At 52.0% G+C, this 16369-nt stretch carries 15 protein-coding genes; 8 read left to right on the plus strand and 7 right to left on the minus strand.

The window, feature by feature from the left end:
• Window positions 1-2: 2 nt before the first annotated feature.
• The 7 genes from TJ79_RS26130 (at window position 3) to TJ79_RS18720 (ending at window position 6464) form a co-directional block, all read left to right on the plus strand.
• The gene (locus tag TJ79_RS26130) at window positions 3-416 is read left to right on the plus strand and encodes a NifB/NifX family molybdenum-iron cluster-binding protein (RefSeq protein WP_052339742.1); all 414 of its coding nucleotides are present in this window, start codon (window positions 3-5) and stop codon (window positions 414-416) included.
• A 427-nt stretch (window positions 417-843) separates the two neighbouring features.
• Window positions 844-1674, plus strand: coding sequence for a nitrogenase iron protein (gene nifH / locus TJ79_RS18695; RefSeq protein ID WP_238323069.1), 831 nt, complete (start codon window positions 844-846; stop codon window positions 1672-1674).
• Window positions 1675-1704: 30 nt separating this feature from the next.
• Window positions 1705-3270 carry a nitrogenase iron-iron protein, alpha chain gene (gene anfD / locus TJ79_RS18700; RefSeq protein WP_040951858.1) on the plus strand — a complete coding sequence of 522 codons (1566 nt, stop codon included), beginning with the start codon at window positions 1705-1707 and terminating at the stop codon, window positions 3268-3270.
• Between the two features lie 13 nt (window positions 3271-3283).
• Window positions 3284-3706 carry a Fe-only nitrogenase subunit delta gene (anfG, locus tag TJ79_RS18705; protein ID WP_081757005.1) on the plus strand — a complete coding sequence of 141 codons (423 nt, stop codon included), beginning with the start codon at window positions 3284-3286 and terminating at the stop codon, window positions 3704-3706.
• A gap of 24 nt (window positions 3707-3730) precedes the next feature.
• Window positions 3731-5119 carry a Fe-only nitrogenase subunit beta gene (anfK, locus tag TJ79_RS18710; RefSeq protein ID WP_040951859.1) on the plus strand — a complete coding sequence of 463 codons (1389 nt, stop codon included), beginning with the start codon at window positions 3731-3733 and terminating at the stop codon, window positions 5117-5119.
• 93 nt (window positions 5120-5212) lie between these two features.
• Window positions 5213-5950 carry a type 1 glutamine amidotransferase gene (locus TJ79_RS18715; RefSeq protein ID WP_040951860.1) on the plus strand — a complete coding sequence of 246 codons (738 nt, stop codon included), beginning with the start codon at window positions 5213-5215 and terminating at the stop codon, window positions 5948-5950.
• Window positions 5931-6464: a pyridoxamine 5'-phosphate oxidase family protein gene (locus TJ79_RS18720; protein ID WP_040951861.1), complete on the plus strand. Its 534-nt coding sequence runs from the start codon at window positions 5931-5933 to the stop codon at window positions 6462-6464. The genes TJ79_RS18715 and TJ79_RS18720 overlap by 20 nt, the downstream gene beginning before the upstream one ends.
• Before the next feature lie 124 nt (window positions 6465-6588).
• Here the strand turns inward: TJ79_RS18720 and TJ79_RS18725 are convergent, their stop codons facing one another.
• Window positions 6589-7497: an EamA family transporter gene (locus TJ79_RS18725; protein ID WP_040951901.1), complete on the minus strand. Its 909-nt coding sequence runs from the start codon at window positions 7495-7497 to the stop codon at window positions 6589-6591.
• Between the two features lie 183 nt (window positions 7498-7680).
• Between TJ79_RS18725 and TJ79_RS18730 the strand changes: the two genes are divergently transcribed.
• On the plus strand, window positions 7681-9069 hold the full coding sequence (locus TJ79_RS18730) for an MATE family efflux transporter (RefSeq protein ID WP_040951862.1): 1389 nt from the start codon (window positions 7681-7683) through the stop codon (window positions 9067-9069).
• 81 nt (window positions 9070-9150) lie between these two features.
• Here the strand turns inward: TJ79_RS18730 and TJ79_RS26135 are convergent, their stop codons facing one another.
• The 6 genes from TJ79_RS26135 to TJ79_RS26140 form a co-directional block, all read right to left on the minus strand.
• Complete coding sequence (locus TJ79_RS26135; protein ID WP_162162972.1) at window positions 9151-9627, minus strand: DinB family protein; 477 nt, start codon at window positions 9625-9627, stop codon at window positions 9151-9153.
• A gap of 117 nt (window positions 9628-9744) precedes the next feature.
• Window positions 9745-10578 (minus strand): carbohydrate ABC transporter permease, encoded by an 834-nt coding sequence (locus tag TJ79_RS18740; protein ID WP_040951863.1) that lies wholly within the window; start codon window positions 10576-10578, stop codon window positions 9745-9747.
• A gap of 2 nt (window positions 10579-10580) precedes the next feature.
• Window positions 10581-11456, minus strand: coding sequence for a carbohydrate ABC transporter permease (locus TJ79_RS18745; RefSeq protein WP_040951903.1), 876 nt, complete (start codon window positions 11454-11456; stop codon window positions 10581-10583).
• Between the two features lie 95 nt (window positions 11457-11551).
• Complete coding sequence (locus tag TJ79_RS18750) at window positions 11552-12922, minus strand: ABC transporter substrate-binding protein (protein WP_040951864.1); 1371 nt, start codon at window positions 12920-12922, stop codon at window positions 11552-11554.
• Window positions 12923-13208: 286 nt separating this feature from the next.
• Window positions 13209-14237: a substrate-binding domain-containing protein gene (locus tag TJ79_RS18755; RefSeq protein WP_040951865.1), complete on the minus strand. Its 1029-nt coding sequence runs from the start codon at window positions 14235-14237 to the stop codon at window positions 13209-13211.
• A gap of 287 nt (window positions 14238-14524) precedes the next feature.
• Window positions 14525-16309 carry a helix-turn-helix domain-containing protein gene (locus tag TJ79_RS26140; RefSeq protein ID WP_052339744.1) on the minus strand — a complete coding sequence of 595 codons (1785 nt, stop codon included), beginning with the start codon at window positions 16307-16309 and terminating at the stop codon, window positions 14525-14527.
• Between the last annotated feature and the right edge of the window lie 60 nt (window positions 16310-16369).

Raw genomic sequence — 16369 nt, forward strand, 5'->3', positions numbered from 1 at the left:
CCATGAAGGTGGCTTTTGCTTCCATGCGCGGCAAGCAATTGGATGGCCACTTTGGGCAATGCCGGTCCTTTTCGGTTTTTGTCCTCGACCCAGGGGGGTATAGGTGGCTGGAACACCGGGCGGCGCCTGAGCCGCTGGCAGGGGAGACGGACGAGGAACGGATCGCGCGCAAGCTGAGCGTCATTGACGATTGCGAGCTGCTGTTTGTGAGCCGTATGGGGCTGGGAGCCGTCGAGAACGCCCTCGCCAGAGGGATCATGGTTCTGCAGCAGGAGGCAGGCGCTGAGGTGATCCCCTTGGCAGAGGGTCTGGTCCGACTGCTCCGGGGCGATCCGCCGCTGTGGCTGAAGAAGGCACTGGATCGGGCGAGGCTGCGGGAGAACAGACGGACCGCGGCGGCTAACAGCGAGGAATAGAACCTAACAGGGAGAAGCTGCTCTTCGTTTTGGATTAACTTTCGTTTTTCGCGCAAAGGCGTGGAGAACGAAGGTTTTTTCTTTTTCGGGACCGGAGAGAGCAATTTTGCTGTATTTTGAAAGCGGTATGAAAAGGAGAGAAAGGCTGCAAAAAAAGAGGTTGTGTAAGATAATCTAACATTAAATAAGGCAGTATTGTTGAATCGTGAAATATATGGGCTAATTTCGTTGACGTTCGGCCGATTTCACAGCTATTATGGCACTGTGAACACCGAGAAGATGAACATAATGTTATGTATTCTAACATCTCGAACGAAACACGACAGCAAAGATGAGCGTCGGCGGCAGATGGGGGACATGAGGCGGATTGGAGTCATCACGAGATAAATAGACCGAATATTCAAACAAATGAGAGGAGAGAAACAAGATGAGCATCAGAAAAATCGCGATTTACGGCAAGGGTGGAATCGGCAAGTCCACGACGCAGCAAAACACGGCGGCGGCGATGGCGCATTTTTACGACAAGAAGGTGTTTATCCACGGCTGCGATCCGAAGGCGGACTCCACCCGGATGATCCTCGGCGGGATGAACCAAAAGACGCTGATGGATATGCTGCGGGACGAAGGCGCAGAGAACATCACCACCGAGAAGGTTGTCAAGGACGGGTTTCTCGGCATCCGCTGTGTGGAATCCGGCGGTCCCGAACCGGGCGTCGGCTGCGCCGGCCGCGGGGTCATCACCGCTATCGACCTGATGGAAGCAAACGGCGCGTACACCGATGATTTGGATTTCGTGTTTTTCGATGTACTCGGCGACGTCGTCTGCGGTGGTTTCGCCATGCCGATCCGCGACGGCAAGGCCCAGGAGGTGTACATCGTCGCTTCCGGCGAGATGATGGCGATCTACGCCGCCAACAACATTTGCAAGGGCTTGGTGAAGTACGCGAAGCAAAGCGGCGTCCGCTTGGGCGGTATCATTTGCAACAGCCGCAACGTCGACCGGGAGCGGGAGTTCCTGGAGGAATTCACGGCGGCCATTGGTACCCAAATGATTCACTTCATGCCCCGGGACAACATCGTGCAAAAGGCCGAGTTCAACAAGAAGACCGTCGTCGAATACGAGCCGGATTGCCAACAAGCCCATGAATACGGCGAACTGGCCCGCAAGATTATCGAGAATGAAAATTTCGTCATTCCGAAACCCCTCGCCATGGAGGAGCTGGAAGCGATGGTCGTCAAATACGGTCTTGTCGATTAGTCGGCAGACAAGGAAAGGAGGAGCGTTTTTATGCCCTACCATAAGTTCAAATGCAGCGAGTGCATCCCGGAGCGTGAAAAGCACGCTGTAACGAAAGGCTGCGGAGAGGACCTGACGTCAGCCCTCCCCTTAGGCTATCTCAACACCATTCCCGGCTCCATCTCCGAACGGGGCTGCGCTTACTGCGGTGCCAAGCATGTCATCGGCACGCCAATGAAGGATGTCATCCACATCAGCCACGGCCCTGTCGGCTGCACCTACGATACATGGCAGACCAAGCGGTATATCAGCGACAATAACAATTTTCAGCTTAAATACACCTTTGCCACGGATGTGAAGGAGAAGCATATCGTCTTCGGCGCCGAAAAGCTGCTGAAGCAAAACATCATTGAAGCCTTCAAGGCCTGTCCGGACATCAAACGGATGACGATCTACTCCACCTGCGCCACGGCGCTCATCGGTGACGATATCAATGCCATCGCCGCGGAAGTGATGGAAGAGATGCCCGAGGTCGACATCTTCGTCTGTAACTCTCCCGGGTTTGCCGGTCCAAGCCAATCCGGCGGCCACCACAAAATCAACATCGCCTGGATCAATGACAAGGTGGGCACCGTCGAGCCGAAGATCACCAGCGACTATGTGATCAATTATGTCGGGGAATACAACATTCAGGGCGACCAGGAGGTCATGCAAGACTATTTCAAGCGGATGGGCATTCAGGTGCTCTCCACCTTCACCGGCAACGGTTCCTATGACGATCTGCGGGCGATGCATAAGGCGCACTTGAATGTGCTGGAATGCGCCCGCTCGGCGGAGTATATCTGCAACGAGCTGCGGGTGCGCTATGGCATTCCCCGGCTGGATATCGACGGCTTCGGCTTTGAGCCGCTATCCGCTTCCCTGCTGAAGATCGGCATGTTCTTCGGCATCGAAGACAGGGCAAGAGCCATTATCGAGGAAGAAACCGCCCGCTGGAAGCCGGAGCTGGACTGGTACAAAGAGCGGTTGAAGGGCAAGCGGGTCTGCCTATGGCCCGGCGGCTCAAAGCTGTGGCACTGGGCCAACGCCATTCACGAGGAAATGGGCGTCCAGGTCGTCTCGGTTTACACGAAATTCGGCCACCAAGGGGATATGGAGAAAGGCATCGCCCGCTGCGAGGAGGGCGCTCTTGCCATCGACGATCCGAACGAGCTGGAAGGGTTGGAGGCGATGGAAAAGCTGAAGCCGGACGTTATTTTTACCGGAAAACGGCCGGGAGAAGTGGCGAAAAAGATACGGGTTCCCTACCTCAACGCCCACGCCTACCACAACGGTCCTTACAAGGGTTATGAAGGCTGGGTGCGATTCGCCCGGGACATTTACAACGCCATTTACTCGCCGATTCACCAGCTGTCCGGTCTAGACATCAGCAAAGATGAAGTTCCGACGGAAAGGGGCTTTGTCACCCAACAGATGATGTCCGACGCGATCTTAAGCGACGAGGTGAAGAACTCGGCGGTGCTGCGGGAATACACCGGAGAATACGATTCGCTGGCCCGGCTGAAAAAGAGAGATTATCCCGTATTCGAGAGCCGGCTTACCGGATCCCATGAATAAGGAGGGAGTCGCCATGGAACCAAATGCGGAGATTCAGGAGTTGCAAGCCGCCGAATTAACCGATACAGCCAGTACCGCCGACACGGAAGAAGCGGTCAGAAAGCAGCGCGTTACCCAACTGGAAGACCATATTATGAAAAAATGCCTGTGGCAGTTTCACTCTCGCGCCTGGGACCGGTGGAAGCAGAACGAGGGGGTTCTGGGCAAAACGACGCAGATTCTCTGCGGTGAATCGGTAGAGACCTCGACTCCTGCGGATCGCTGTTATTGGGTGGATGCCGTCGTCCTGGCCGACGCGTTCCGCAGCCGTTTTTCCTGGCTTGCCGGGCTGGACACCGATGAAATTAAGGGGATCATGCAGGGGTTGAAGGAGCGTATAGACTTCGTCACCATCACCGGCTCGCTCAATGAAGAGCTGACGGTGAAGCAATATTAGCAAGAGGGAAGGAGGGTATCGCCTATGAGCTGCGAAGTCATACAAAAATCTCGGAGCGGCGTCATCAATCCGATTTTCACGTGTCAGCCCGCCGGCGCCCAATACGCCAGCATCGGCATTAAAGACTGCATCGGCATCGTCCACGGCGGCCAAGGCTGCGTCATGTTCGTCCGGCTGTTGTTCTCCCAGCATTTCAAGGAAAACTTTATCCTCGCGTCATCCTCTCTCCATGAGGACGGGGCGGTATTCGGCGCTTTGAACCGGGTAGAGCAGGCTGTTGATGTGCTGCTGATGCGTTATCCCGATGTGAAGGTGGTGCCGATCATCACCACCTGTTCGACGGAGGTCATCGGGGACGATATCGACGGGGTCATTTTAAAATTAAACAGAGGGCTGCTGCAGGAAAAATACGCGGACCGGGATGTGCGGTTGATCCCCATCCACACCCCTAGCTTCATCGGCAGTCAGGTGAGCGGATACGATGTGGCGGTGGAGGCCTTCGTTACCTATTTCGCCAAGAAGGGTCAGCCTAACGGCAAGCTGAACCTGATCACCGGCTGGGTCAATCCGGGAGACGTCACCACCCTCAAGCATCTGCTGGCGGAGATGGACGTGGACGCTACGGTGCTTTTTGAAATCGAGAGCTTCGATTCGCCGATCATGCCGGACAAAAGCGGCGAGTCCCACGGCAACACGACTATCGAGGATCTGGAAGGGACGGGGAGCGCCATCGGCACCCTTGCCCTCAACCGATATGAAGGCGGCAAAGCGGCCAAGTATTTGGAGAACGAGTTCGAGGTTCCGGCGATCATCGGCCCGACGCCTATCGGCATCCGCAACACGGATACGTTTCTGCAAAACGTAAAGAAGCTGACCGGCAAGCCGATCCCGGCATCTCTCGTCCGCGAACGGGGAATAGCCATCGACGCCTTGGCCGATCTGGTTCACATGTTTTTGGCCGACAAGAAGGTGGCGATTTACGGCCATCCCGATCTTGTTATCGGCCTAGCGGAATTCTGCCTCGACCTGGAGATGAAGCCCGTGCTCCTGCTGCTCGGGGACGACAATATCACCTACAAGAACGACCCCCGGATCAAGGCGCTGCAAAAGGACGTTCCGTTTAAAATGGAAGTGGTGCTGAACGCTGATTTGATGGAGTTGGAGAGCCGGATCAAAAGCAAGGAGATCGAGCTGGACCTGATCCTCGGTCACTCCAAAGGCCGGTTTACTGCCATCGACAACAACATCCCGATGGTGCGGGTCGGGTTCCCCACCTACGACCGGGCGGGGCTGCACCGCCATCCAGTAGTCGGCTATGCCGGGGCGATCTGGCTGGCGGAGGAAATGGCCAACACGCTGTTTACCGACATGGAGTACAAGAAAAAGAAGGAATGGATTCTGAATGTGTGGTAAAATTTCGAAAAATACGAGAGAAGATACGTGGGCGACAGCGCTGCCTTGAGGGGTTGCTTTCGCCCCGTCTTCTTTGAGGAGGAGAGTCGGACGATGAGGCTTCATTATGTGCAGCACATTCAGATGGAAGATCCGGGGAGCATTTTGATTTGGGCCAAGGAGAAAGATCATCCTGTCACCCGAACGCTGCAGTTCGAGAACGATCCGCTACCGGCTTTGGAAGCCTTCGATATGCTGGTTATCATGGGCGGCCCGATGAATATTTACGAGGAGGAGCATTTTCCCTATTTGGCGGCGGAAAAAGCATTTATCCGCGAATCTGTCAAAGCTGGCAAGATCGTCCTCGGCATCTGCCTCGGCAGTCAGCTTATTGCCGATGCCATCGGCGGCAAGGTGACAACCAATCCTCAGCCGGAAATCGGCTGGCTGCCGATTGCGTGGACCGATGAGGCTTTGGCCGACCCGCTGTTTTCCTTCTTCCCCCAAGACCCCGTTGTTTTCCAATGGCATTACGACACCTTCAGCGAGCTGCCTGAGGATGCCAAGGTACTGGCGTCTAGCGTAGCATGCCGACATCAAGCCTTTGTTTACAAGGAGAAGGTTTTCGGATTCCAGTTCCACTTGGAGATGACCCATGGGCTGGTAGATGTTCTGACCAAGGAATTTGCGGCCGAACTGGTGCCGGCGGCGTATGTCCAGTCTCCGCAGCAGATTATGGCATATCCGGACCGATTCACCCAAAACAACGCCTGGATGACGGAATTTCTCAATCGTTTGGAAGAACGGATACAGACGGAAGCGGGGTGCCGGGATGGAGCCTGTCAGCTATAAGCGGAGAGATTGCCAAGACCGGGAGAAGATCGAAGATTTTCTCGCCCATGCACGCATCGGCGTCATCGGTATTGCCGGGGACGAATATCCTTATACGGTTCCCGTCAACTTCGTCTGGCACCGCGGCTGCATTTACCTGCACGGCATGGGCTCTGGGAAGAAGGTGCGGCTTTTGGCGGACAATCCCGCCGTCAGCTTCACGGTCTACCAGGAGCAGGGGACCGTCACCGATCCCGTTCCCTGCCATGCGGACACGGCCTACATGAGCGTGATGATCTTCGGCGTTGCCCGCAAGGTGGACGATCACGCCGAGGCGGCGGAAGCGCTGCAGATGGTGATGGATAAATACACCCCCGGTTTTTACAAGACGAAGATGTCGGCGGCGATGGTGGAACGCTACCGTTCGGCCATGGACGGCAATGCCGTGGCGGTATTCAGGATCACGCCCAAGCATTTGACGGCAAAAGAAAACAGTGCGGAGCCCGACGCCTTGTTCCTACATAAGAATTTATAAGTTTGCCACCATAAATAGGCTTATTCCGCTACGGTAAACGTCGCTCGTCCATTAAGGACAGCGTAAGCCGTTTATTCTTGGGCCATCCGGGACATCCGCACCGTTCGTAATGAGGCTATTGTGATTACAGCTCGTCCGCCAGCCCCAGAAGCGCGATTCCGAGGATGACGATGATAATGACGGCATACTGCACCTTGCCCTGCTTTTCCTTGAGGAAGATACGGGACAAGATTACCGAGAAGATGCTGTACGAAGCGATAAGCGGCGCGGCGATGACTGCATTGCTGCTCATGGCGAATACATAGAAGAACTGTCCGGCTGTCTCCAGAATGGCGGCAGTTCCCTTGCTGCGTTCCCGGAGCGGGTTGAACGAAGTCTTCTTCACGAACCGGAGATACAAATAGCAAACGGCTGCACAAATGAAAAAGGTATATTCGTATGCCAAGAGAGCCGCATCTTCGCTGATCAGCTTCAGCTCATCGAGATAGATGCCATCGGCAAAGGTGCCGAGACCGTCCAGCAGGCAGTACAGCAGCGGGAAGATAATGGCGATGACGCCGATTTGATATTTTTTGTCGATAGGGGTGGAGCTGGCGCGGAGAGCGGCGGTTTCGTCCCTTTTTTCCAGTGCGGCCAGACTGACCACACCCAAGGTAATCGCGACGATACCCAATACTTCAATAGCGCTCAAATGATGGGAAAAGAAAATCACCAGCAGAATGGTGGTAACGGCGCCGGATGAATTTTGCACGGGTGATGAGATGGACAGGTCGAGATAGCGCAGCCCGACATACCCTATGGTCATGGATAAGATGTAAAGGGCCGAAACCGGCAGGTATCGGATCATATCGAAAGGTTCGAAGGATAGCCCTTGAACAAGCAAATAAACAGTGGCGTGGATGCCCATCACCAAGCCGACCATGATGACGATTTTAATATGACTCAACGGGTCTCCGCTATCCGATCCCTTCTTATAAAACAGATCGGCCCCACCCCAGGCGAAGGCGGTCAGTAAGGCGAACAGAAACCACATGGCGGCAATATCTCCTTTTTTGGAAAAAATATAAATAACGCTGGCGCGCATGCTTCACTTTACCAGATGGGGATTGTGGCTGTCCAGTGAACAAACCGAAGGATAATTGGGGGATTTTGTTGTTTATTGGCCCATGCAACTATGTTATGATCAGGTCTGAATCTATGAAAAGAATGTGATGACTTGAGACAGCTTCGGGTATTTGTTCGGATAAAGGAGCTTTTGGAAAAGCATTTTTCCGGAGAGTCGATGGATTACCGGCAAATGATCTCGCTGTTTATTCCGATTCTGATCGACCAAGCGTTTATCATCGGCTTGAATCTATTGAATACGGCCATGATCAGTTCATCGGGAGTAGCGGCGGTCAGCGCGGTCAGCACCATCGATTCCCTCAACGTATTTTTGATCAACGTCTTTGTCGCCGTCGCTACCGGGGGGACGGTGGTGGTGGCGCAGTATAAAGGCAGCGGCAATGATTCGATGGTGTCCCGGGCAGTATCCAGCTCGGTAACGTCCGTGTCGATGCTTTCTCTCGCTATCGGGCTGCTGGTGATCGCCCTGCACACACCGGCCATAAACTTGTTATGCGGATCGGCGGCGGCGGATGTCGTCTCTCACGCCAACGTCTATTTGATCGGAAGCTGCATCTCGTACCTGGGCATAGGCATCGTACAGGCGGTATGCGGCGCGATGCGGGGTGTCGGGAAGTCCCGGGTGTCGCTGATGCTTTCCTTGATCATGAACCTGTTATATGTTCTGCTGAATGTCGTATTCATCAACTTCATGCATATGGGCGTTCTGGGCATGACCATCGCCATTAATATCGCCCGCTACGCCGCCGCCCTTTGCGCTTTGATCTATTTGTTCAAGCTGGACGCGACTCTTCATTTAAGGTTTCGCCAGTTATTCCAGGTTCCGTGGTTTATGCTGAAAAAAATCCTTTTCATCGGCCTGCCCTTTGCGGCGGAGCAGATGTTCTTTAATGGAGGGAAGATGCTGACCCAGGTATTCATTGTCAGCCTCGGTACCTACGCCATCGCCACCAATGCCATCAGCGGCACGATTGCCGGGGTGTTCCAAATTCCCGCCAGCGCCTTGTCGCTTACCATCGTCACGGTTGTCGGCCAGTGCATGGGAAGGCGCAATATCGCCGATGCCCGAAAGTTCATCAAGTCCTTTCTGTGGCTGGCGTCCTTCTCTCTCATCTTGATGATGGCGATCCTGATGCCCTTGTTCTACCCGCTGGTCAGTATGTTCAATCCTCCCAGGGAAATCATCGACGATATTTTCTGGGTAGTGCTCGTAAACGCTTTGGCGCAAATTCCGCTATGGGCGATCAGCTTCATCTTGCCCTCCGGGCTCCGGGCGGCGGGAGACTCCCGTTTTACATCGATTGCGTCGATGCTGACCATGTGGCTTTTCCGGGTGGCATTCGGCTATGTCCTGGGTATCGTGCTGAACATGGGGATACTCGGGGTATGGATTGCGATGAACAGCGAGTGGGCCATTCGCGGAATCATCTTCCTGAAGCGCTTCAAGGGCAAGAAGTGGTATGAGCATCAACTGATTTAGGCTGGGTATCGATAGTCTCATAGCCTGAAATAAAGAAAAACGCTCCGTGTTTCGGAGCGTTTTTTTATGTGGGCTTGAGTGTTACCCAACGATGGCGGAGGTCGATTCGATCGCATCTCGGATGCGTTTCATCCATTCCAAGTGATGCTGTTCCTCGCGAAGATGAAAGCGGAACATGCCGTGCAAGTATTTGACTCGCAAAAAGGGCTTGGCAATCAGATTGTTCATTTTACCGCCGGAAGCGGTAATGATTCCATCGGCTTGAGTTCTTAAAAAGTGAATCAATTCATCGTAAGCTGGCGGTTCTTCCGTCCACGAGCTTGGCCGGGTTCCTTTGCGGAACAGCTCTAAATAGGATTGGGGCAGCCGGGTGTTTTCTTTGATTTGCGGGAAAATTCCATAGTCCCAGGCTACAAGGATATGCCCCAAATTCCAGCGAATGCTGTTGTTGAAGCCTGCCGGCACGATATCGATCATTTCCGGGGCAATGGATTCTGCAAATGCAAGAGTTTGCCTGCGCAACTCGCGAAAATGAACGAACAGTTTGGTTTCTTGCAAACGGGATCCCTCCAGTCGAGTCAGTACAAACTTTTTCGCCACCTCCGCCTTACTTCCTTTTCAACCGTAAAAATAAAGAAAAGCTCGAACCGGAATCAAGTCCCGGTTCGGGCTTCTTTATTTGACCGCGCCTTGGGTAAAGCCGTTGTAAATGTATTTTTGCAAGGCGATGAAGGCCGCGGCGGTTGGGACGATGATCAGCATGACCGCTGCGCAAATCGTCTCCCAGTGGGAGCCGAAGGGGCCTTTAAAGGCGAAGAGCGAAGTGGAAATGGTGCGCAGCGCTGGGTCCGGCATGTACAAGTAGGGAATGTAGAAGTCGTTGTATATCCCAACCCCCTTGATAATCATCATCGTAACGACGGCAGGCATCAGCAGCGGGAAAATGATCCTGGTAAAGATCGTAAAGTAGGATGCGCCGTCTAGCATAGCCGATTCGTCAAGCTGATTCGAGATGTTATCCATGAATTGGATGAAGATATAGATGCCGATAATATCCGTACCCATGTACAGCAGAATAGCGGCTCCCATCGTGTTGAACAAGTGGAGAGCGTTGATGATTTTAAAGGTGATAACTTGAGTCGTCACACCCGGAATGAGTGCAGCGAAAAGGAACAAGGACATGATAACTCCGCGCCCTCTGAAGGCAAAACGCTGGAGCACATAGGCGATCATTGCGCCGACGAACATGTTGCCGACCAGGGCGACTGCCATGATAATCACCGTGTTTTTAAAGCCTGTCAGCATATGCCCTTTTACAAAAGCGGTGCGGTAGTTTTCAAAATTGAACCAATTGTCAGGCGGCGTCAATGCGCCGGAATTGTGATACTCCATGGACGTCTTGAAGGAAGCGAAGACAACGACGACTAGAGGAATGAGTGCGACCAATGCACCAAGGATCAAGGTGAGATATTTGAATGCGGCCGCCGGTGTAAATTTAGCTTTTGACATTCTTATTTCTCCTCCTTGATAAAGATTTTTTGGATGAGCGTTACGAGAATGACAATCAAGAAGAGGACGACTGCCATAGCCGAGCCCATACCGTATTTATTGTATTTGAATGTGGCGTTGACGGTGGCGATAACGAAGGTGTTACTGCCGTTGGAACCGCCCGTCATGATGAAAGGAATTTCGAATGGCGCAACCGAGCCGCTGATAGAAAGAATCAAGGTGACGGTGACAATTCTACGAATGCTTGGCAAAATGATATATCTGAACTGGTGCCATTTATTGGCCCCATCAATTTCCGCAGCTTCATATAGATCGGCAGGAACCGACGAGATCGCTCCAAGCAACAGAATAAAGTTAAATCCCATGTATCTCCAGATGGATGCACCGACCAGGGACACGTTGATAATATTCGGATTAAGTAACCATTGTGGCGGATTTGCTACCCCGAAAAAGCCAAGGAAGGTATCAAGGGTTCCTTCCGGACGGAAGAAGAACAAAAAGATCAAGCCTACAGCAACGCTGTTAATCATACTCGGGAAGAATAAGATCCCTTTAAAAAGGTTTTTCGCTCGAACTCTAAAGCTCAGTACCGTTGCAAAGTATAAGGCAATCGCGATTTGTACGAAGCTGCCCGCAAAATAGTAAATACTGTTGACGAAGCCTTCGTAATACTTTTTTTCAGTGAAAATCTCTTTGAAATTATCAAAGCCTACCCAGTGATAGTCCGGGGAAAAACCATTCCAGTCCGTAAAGGCGTATTTGAACATCCCGAGAACAGGGAGATATCCGAACACGGCCAGCAGGGCGAGCGGAATAAACGAAAAGGAAAGAATGATGATGACTCGTTGCGCTCGGTAAGAAAGATTCGACATTCCCATACCTCCATCTCTATCCGTTTCAATGAAAAAGTTCAAAGACTTAGGGGAAAGCACGCAAGCACTTTCCCCTAAGCAAACTTCTTCATTAAAATCTATTATTTCTTATAGTTTGCCGGGATCAGCTTCTCCCAGGATTTGTTCCATCTCTTATCGAGATCGTTCATGATGTCGTCGTAGGATTCCTTGGTGTTGCCGATAGCTGCTTCGATGATGCGTTTCTTGAAGTCAGGGTTATGGATACCGACTTCGGAATCGTTATCGATCTTGGTGTTGAAACCGTCCAGATCTTTCGGGCCCGGAACGGATACTTCCATCGTAACGCCAAGATCTTGGAAGCCCTTCAGCAGATCCGGAACGACCATCGGCAGCTTCGCGCTGAATCCGCCTTGATACTTGGAGGCGTAGTCGGATACGTCTACAACCCAGTGAATGAAGGCATTAGCAGCTTCCTTGTTCTTGCTGTGAACGTTGATCGCCCATTGATAGTCGGCGCCCAAAGGAGCAGACAATTTGGAAGCGTTGGTTGGGAACGGCATGTAGCCGATATCGTCCGGGTTCGGGCCGGCGCCTTGCATTTGCGTAATCGCCCAGGAACCGAGAACCATCGTTCCGATTTCGCCGCGGTTGATCATCCCTTTAGAGGATTCCCAGTCCGTGGTGGTCGGATCTTTTTCGATCAAGCCTTCTTTAGCGACGTCATACATAATTTTGAAGATGTCGTAAAAGGGCTTGCCTTTTTGCCACGGATGAGGATCTTGCAGGAAGCCCAGGTTCGGATAGTTTGGATCCCCGGAAGCCGGTTGCAGGAAGTCGGCCCATTGACTCAGGGTCCAATCGTCCTTGTAGTTCGTGTAAAGTGGAATGGCTTTGGTGTTGTCCTTGATTTTGTGCATGGCTGCGATGAAGTCAGCCGGGGTTTTCGGAATATCGGTAATGCCAGCTTCTTTAAATACCTTCTTGTTGTACACGATACCCAAGGTATTGATCGCACTCGGAATGCCATAGTACTTATCTTCATAACGCTTCTGGTCGATTTGGGAATACTTTTCTTTATCCTTGTCGTATTCGCCCAACGGTTCGAAGAAGTTCGGGAAGTCCTTCGCATCAATGTTGTTCGGGATGAGCAGAACGTCGCCGTAATCATTGGTGTTCAAGCGGATCTTGGCGTTGTCATCATATTTGTCCAAAGCTTCCCATTTGACCTTGATGTTCGGGTAAACTTTGTTGAACTCGGCGGTGAATTCGCCTTGCAGCGTGTCGACGATGTCTGTCCGCTGGGTCAATACGGTGAGGCTGGCGCTTAAATTGCTGGCATCGGTTGTCGGCGCAGTTGTAGCTGCGTTGGCAGAATCCTTAGGAGAAGCGCTTGGGCTGCTGCTGGAGCTGGAGCTGCCGCCACCGCATCCGGCAAGTAGGCCGGTTAAAAGGACAAGTGATAATGAAGAGCCAATAACTGCTTTTTTCACTTCGTGAACCCCCTTAATTTAGCTTATCGATTAAGTTACGGTTCAAGTATAGTATGGCATCGCTTTCAAGTCAACGTGATTATTGCATTTTGTTATTAAATTTAGCTAAAAGATATAACAAAAAAATGAACTTTGTTAGGTAAAATTAGAGTAATTTTCCGAAACATTTAAGTAAAAACAAAAAAAGCGCGGAATGAAAACCTCGGTTTTCCCGGGTTTTCATTCCGCGCAAGGATATGATGATGCCGATTTCTCCATTTGTACTTATCGTTTTTTCGCTATTGGATCAAACCGTAATGGTTTCAGGGTTGTGCAAATCTTTGACCGAGTTGCGGTAAATGATTTTTCCTTTCACAGTGACGCGGCCATAGCTGATATTTGGGTTTTTTACTTTTTTGACGATGAGGGAGACAACGGATTTGGCCATTTCGGTTATATTTACTTCCACCGTCGTTAGGCCGGGCTCCGTCAAGGTGGCGAAAATCCCGTTATCGAAACCGACGACCGAGCAATCCTCGGGTACGCGGTAACCTTTCTTCTGCAAGAGCGTCACAAGGTGGTAGGCGATTTGATCGCAGATGCAGACAAAAGCGGTAGGTATCTGTTCAGGGAGCTGCAGGTCGATGAATTGCCCCTGGTCGTCCCGATCGCTTATGACGTAATCGTTCGGAACCGGTATCCCGTGTTCCAACATGGACTTGTAGTAGCCCAGATAACGGTCCAGAATGCTGCTCGTGGAGTGAATATTGCCGACATAAGCGATGTCTTGATGCCCTCTTTTTACCAAATAGTTGGTCAAATCGTACATCCCGTAGAAATTGTCCATAATGACGCAGTCCACGTCGGGGCAATCGGTATAGAAATCCAGGAAGACGAGAGGGGTGTCGGTCTCCAAAAACATATCCAGATAGCGGTGGTCCAGTTGGCCTAGAATGATGAACGCGTCTACCTTTCGCTCATGGTAGATCCGCGGAAGAACGAGCTGATCCTCATCCTCCAGGCTTAAAATATGCAAGATGCCCGAATAGTGGTTCTCGTCCAAGACCTTGGCCAGCACTTGATAGAACTGCATATAGAAAGTTTGCGTGATGTCCGTGAATCGTTCGGAAACAATGATGCCGATATTGTAGGACAATCCCTCTTTCATCGATTTGGCCAACGCGTTGAACCGGTAGCCGGTTTCCTCGGCAATCGTTTTCACTTTTTTGCGCAGTTCATCGCTCACACCGTCTTTATCATTGATGGCCTTGGATACCGTGACGACGCTCACGCCTAGCTTGTCTGCAATATCGCGCATGGTGACGTTCTGTTTCATAAAATCACTCCTGAATGACATCTGAGTAATCGATAACTTAAAAGCCGTCAACGGGGGATTTTCTTTACGAAGAAGGCTTTTATTCGATAGTTAGTTTTACAATATTTAAGTTAATTGGCTTATTGGTAGCTTAACATGAGCAAAACAGTTAGGCAAAATGTTATTTTTGTGTTCTGAGGCAAAAGACCGAATAGAAAGCCAAAAAGGTCCGCAAAAAAGGAAAAGAGCCAGCGCAACCTACATGACGGCAGGGTTGCAAAGGCTCCTATTTTGGTGGCAAGTAAGCGTTAGCGTAGACTCTCCAGAACGCGCCGGGCTAGTTCGTCTCCTCGGTGCTCCAAGCGAATCACTTCGGCAAGCAGTTCCCCTTGCGTGCGGCGCTGGTCACCGGTCCAAGCCAGCTTAGCGCTTGGGGCTGTTTTGGCTGAGGCGTCGTCGGGCATATTCGCATAGAAACGTGCCAGCCTGCCGTGCATGTCCGAGTACACCTCAGTCAGTTCTGTGGCGGCCTGATGGGCCGCGCTTCCTTCCCATAGCGGCAGCGAGTCTCGAAGGTAGGTGGCGGCGCACCGGCGGGCATCCGTCAAGGCGGTCATCATGAAATGGTTGACGCTTAGCCTGTGAGCGAAGCGGGGTTCCTTCGCTTTCAAGTACCATTCTTCATCCAGCAGATCGTTCCGCCAAGACTCCAGCGCCGGATAGCCCAGCTTATAGCCCCGATTTTCCGTTTTGCTCATGGAATCGAGCTTGACCTGCAACGAACGGAGATAGCCGTCGCGTGCTGGAAGCGGGGAGCCTTGTTCGCCGAAACGTACCATGGCAAAAGGCCATTGATCCACGTACAGGTAGCCTTTGGTCTGGGCCATATCCGTTTGGAATTCCGCGTCGTCCTTCAAGTTTTCGAAGGTTTCTTCGTCAAAATACGATCGGCATACCAATGTGCCGCCATTGTTCAAATAGCCGGTAATCACGCCCCATTCAGGGGCTACCCGCAGATTGATGGCAACGGGTAGCCGTCCCTTGCGAATGCTGGCCATCACTTGTTCCTTTTCCAGTTTGCGTTCCTTCGGTCCGATCCGGTCAGCCCAATGGGGATGAATCCCGTAAGCGGTAAATGCAGGAGCGGCATAATCATAGGCGACCAAAGCGTCAACCGAGCTGTAATCCCATGCCGGGGTGAAAGCGATGCGCCAGCAGGCGCCGGATACTCCCATGAGCGTTTCATAGCAGGTTTCGATGCCCATCGTTTTCAGGCTAAGCACCATCGCGCCGCCCCAGGAACAGTCCATCCCCATGCCAAAGCCGAGGCGTTCGACCCCTTCCACGATACAGCTCCCGTTGTCTTCCTCGCAGCGGGTGAGCCGAGTTCGGTCGGGGCAGACTATCATCCTTTCTCCTTCCAGACAGCTGACGGCATGCAGTCCTTCGCTGTTTTGATAGATCAGGAACAGGTGATCCGGCCCTTCATTGTCGATCAGGCTGGGAAAAAGCTCATGGTTCGCGGTAAAGGAATCCCAATGGTAGCTGATGATGTTTCGCAGCTTTTTCCGCACATCACGATGGTTTTGTTCGTTGCCGTAAGCGGCGTATAGAATCTCTAATTCACCTATTGTCCCGGTATGACTCACGGATTCAGCATCGAGCTTTAGCGTCTCCCCGTTCATTGCATAATCCCAATAGATACCCGATGGCGTCTCATATTTGACCAGCAGTGCCTTGTTCCGGTTGCTATTTATGGTAAAAGGGAGCGTATGCTCGCTTACGGGGATAGTCAATCGGCTGCCGACGACAAAAGAATTGATAAACAGCGTGACATCGTGGAAATCTTGTCCGTCCGTGTAAAGGGCAGAAAGGACGACCAGCTCCTGGGGCATCAGGATGCTGTCGAGGGATTGGCCGAGCGCTTTGGAGAGCTGGGGAAGGATGGCGGTTTCGGGCAGCGATTTGCCCGTTTCCCATTTGGAGACCGCCTGGGAACTGACCTGCAACCGTTCGGCCAGTTGCTCTTGGGAAAGCTTTTTTTCTTTGCGCAGCATGGCGATGCGCTTGCCTATTTTTTCCGTACTGATCATAGTTATGACTCCCGAATCCAGATTACGACGTCGTTATCTTTTATTATAGTAATTGACCAG

The sequence above is a fragment of the Gorillibacterium massiliense genome, from assembly GCF_000455485.1.
GTDB classification, from domain to species: Bacteria; Bacillota; Bacilli; order Paenibacillales; family NBRC-103111; genus Gorillibacterium; species Gorillibacterium massiliense.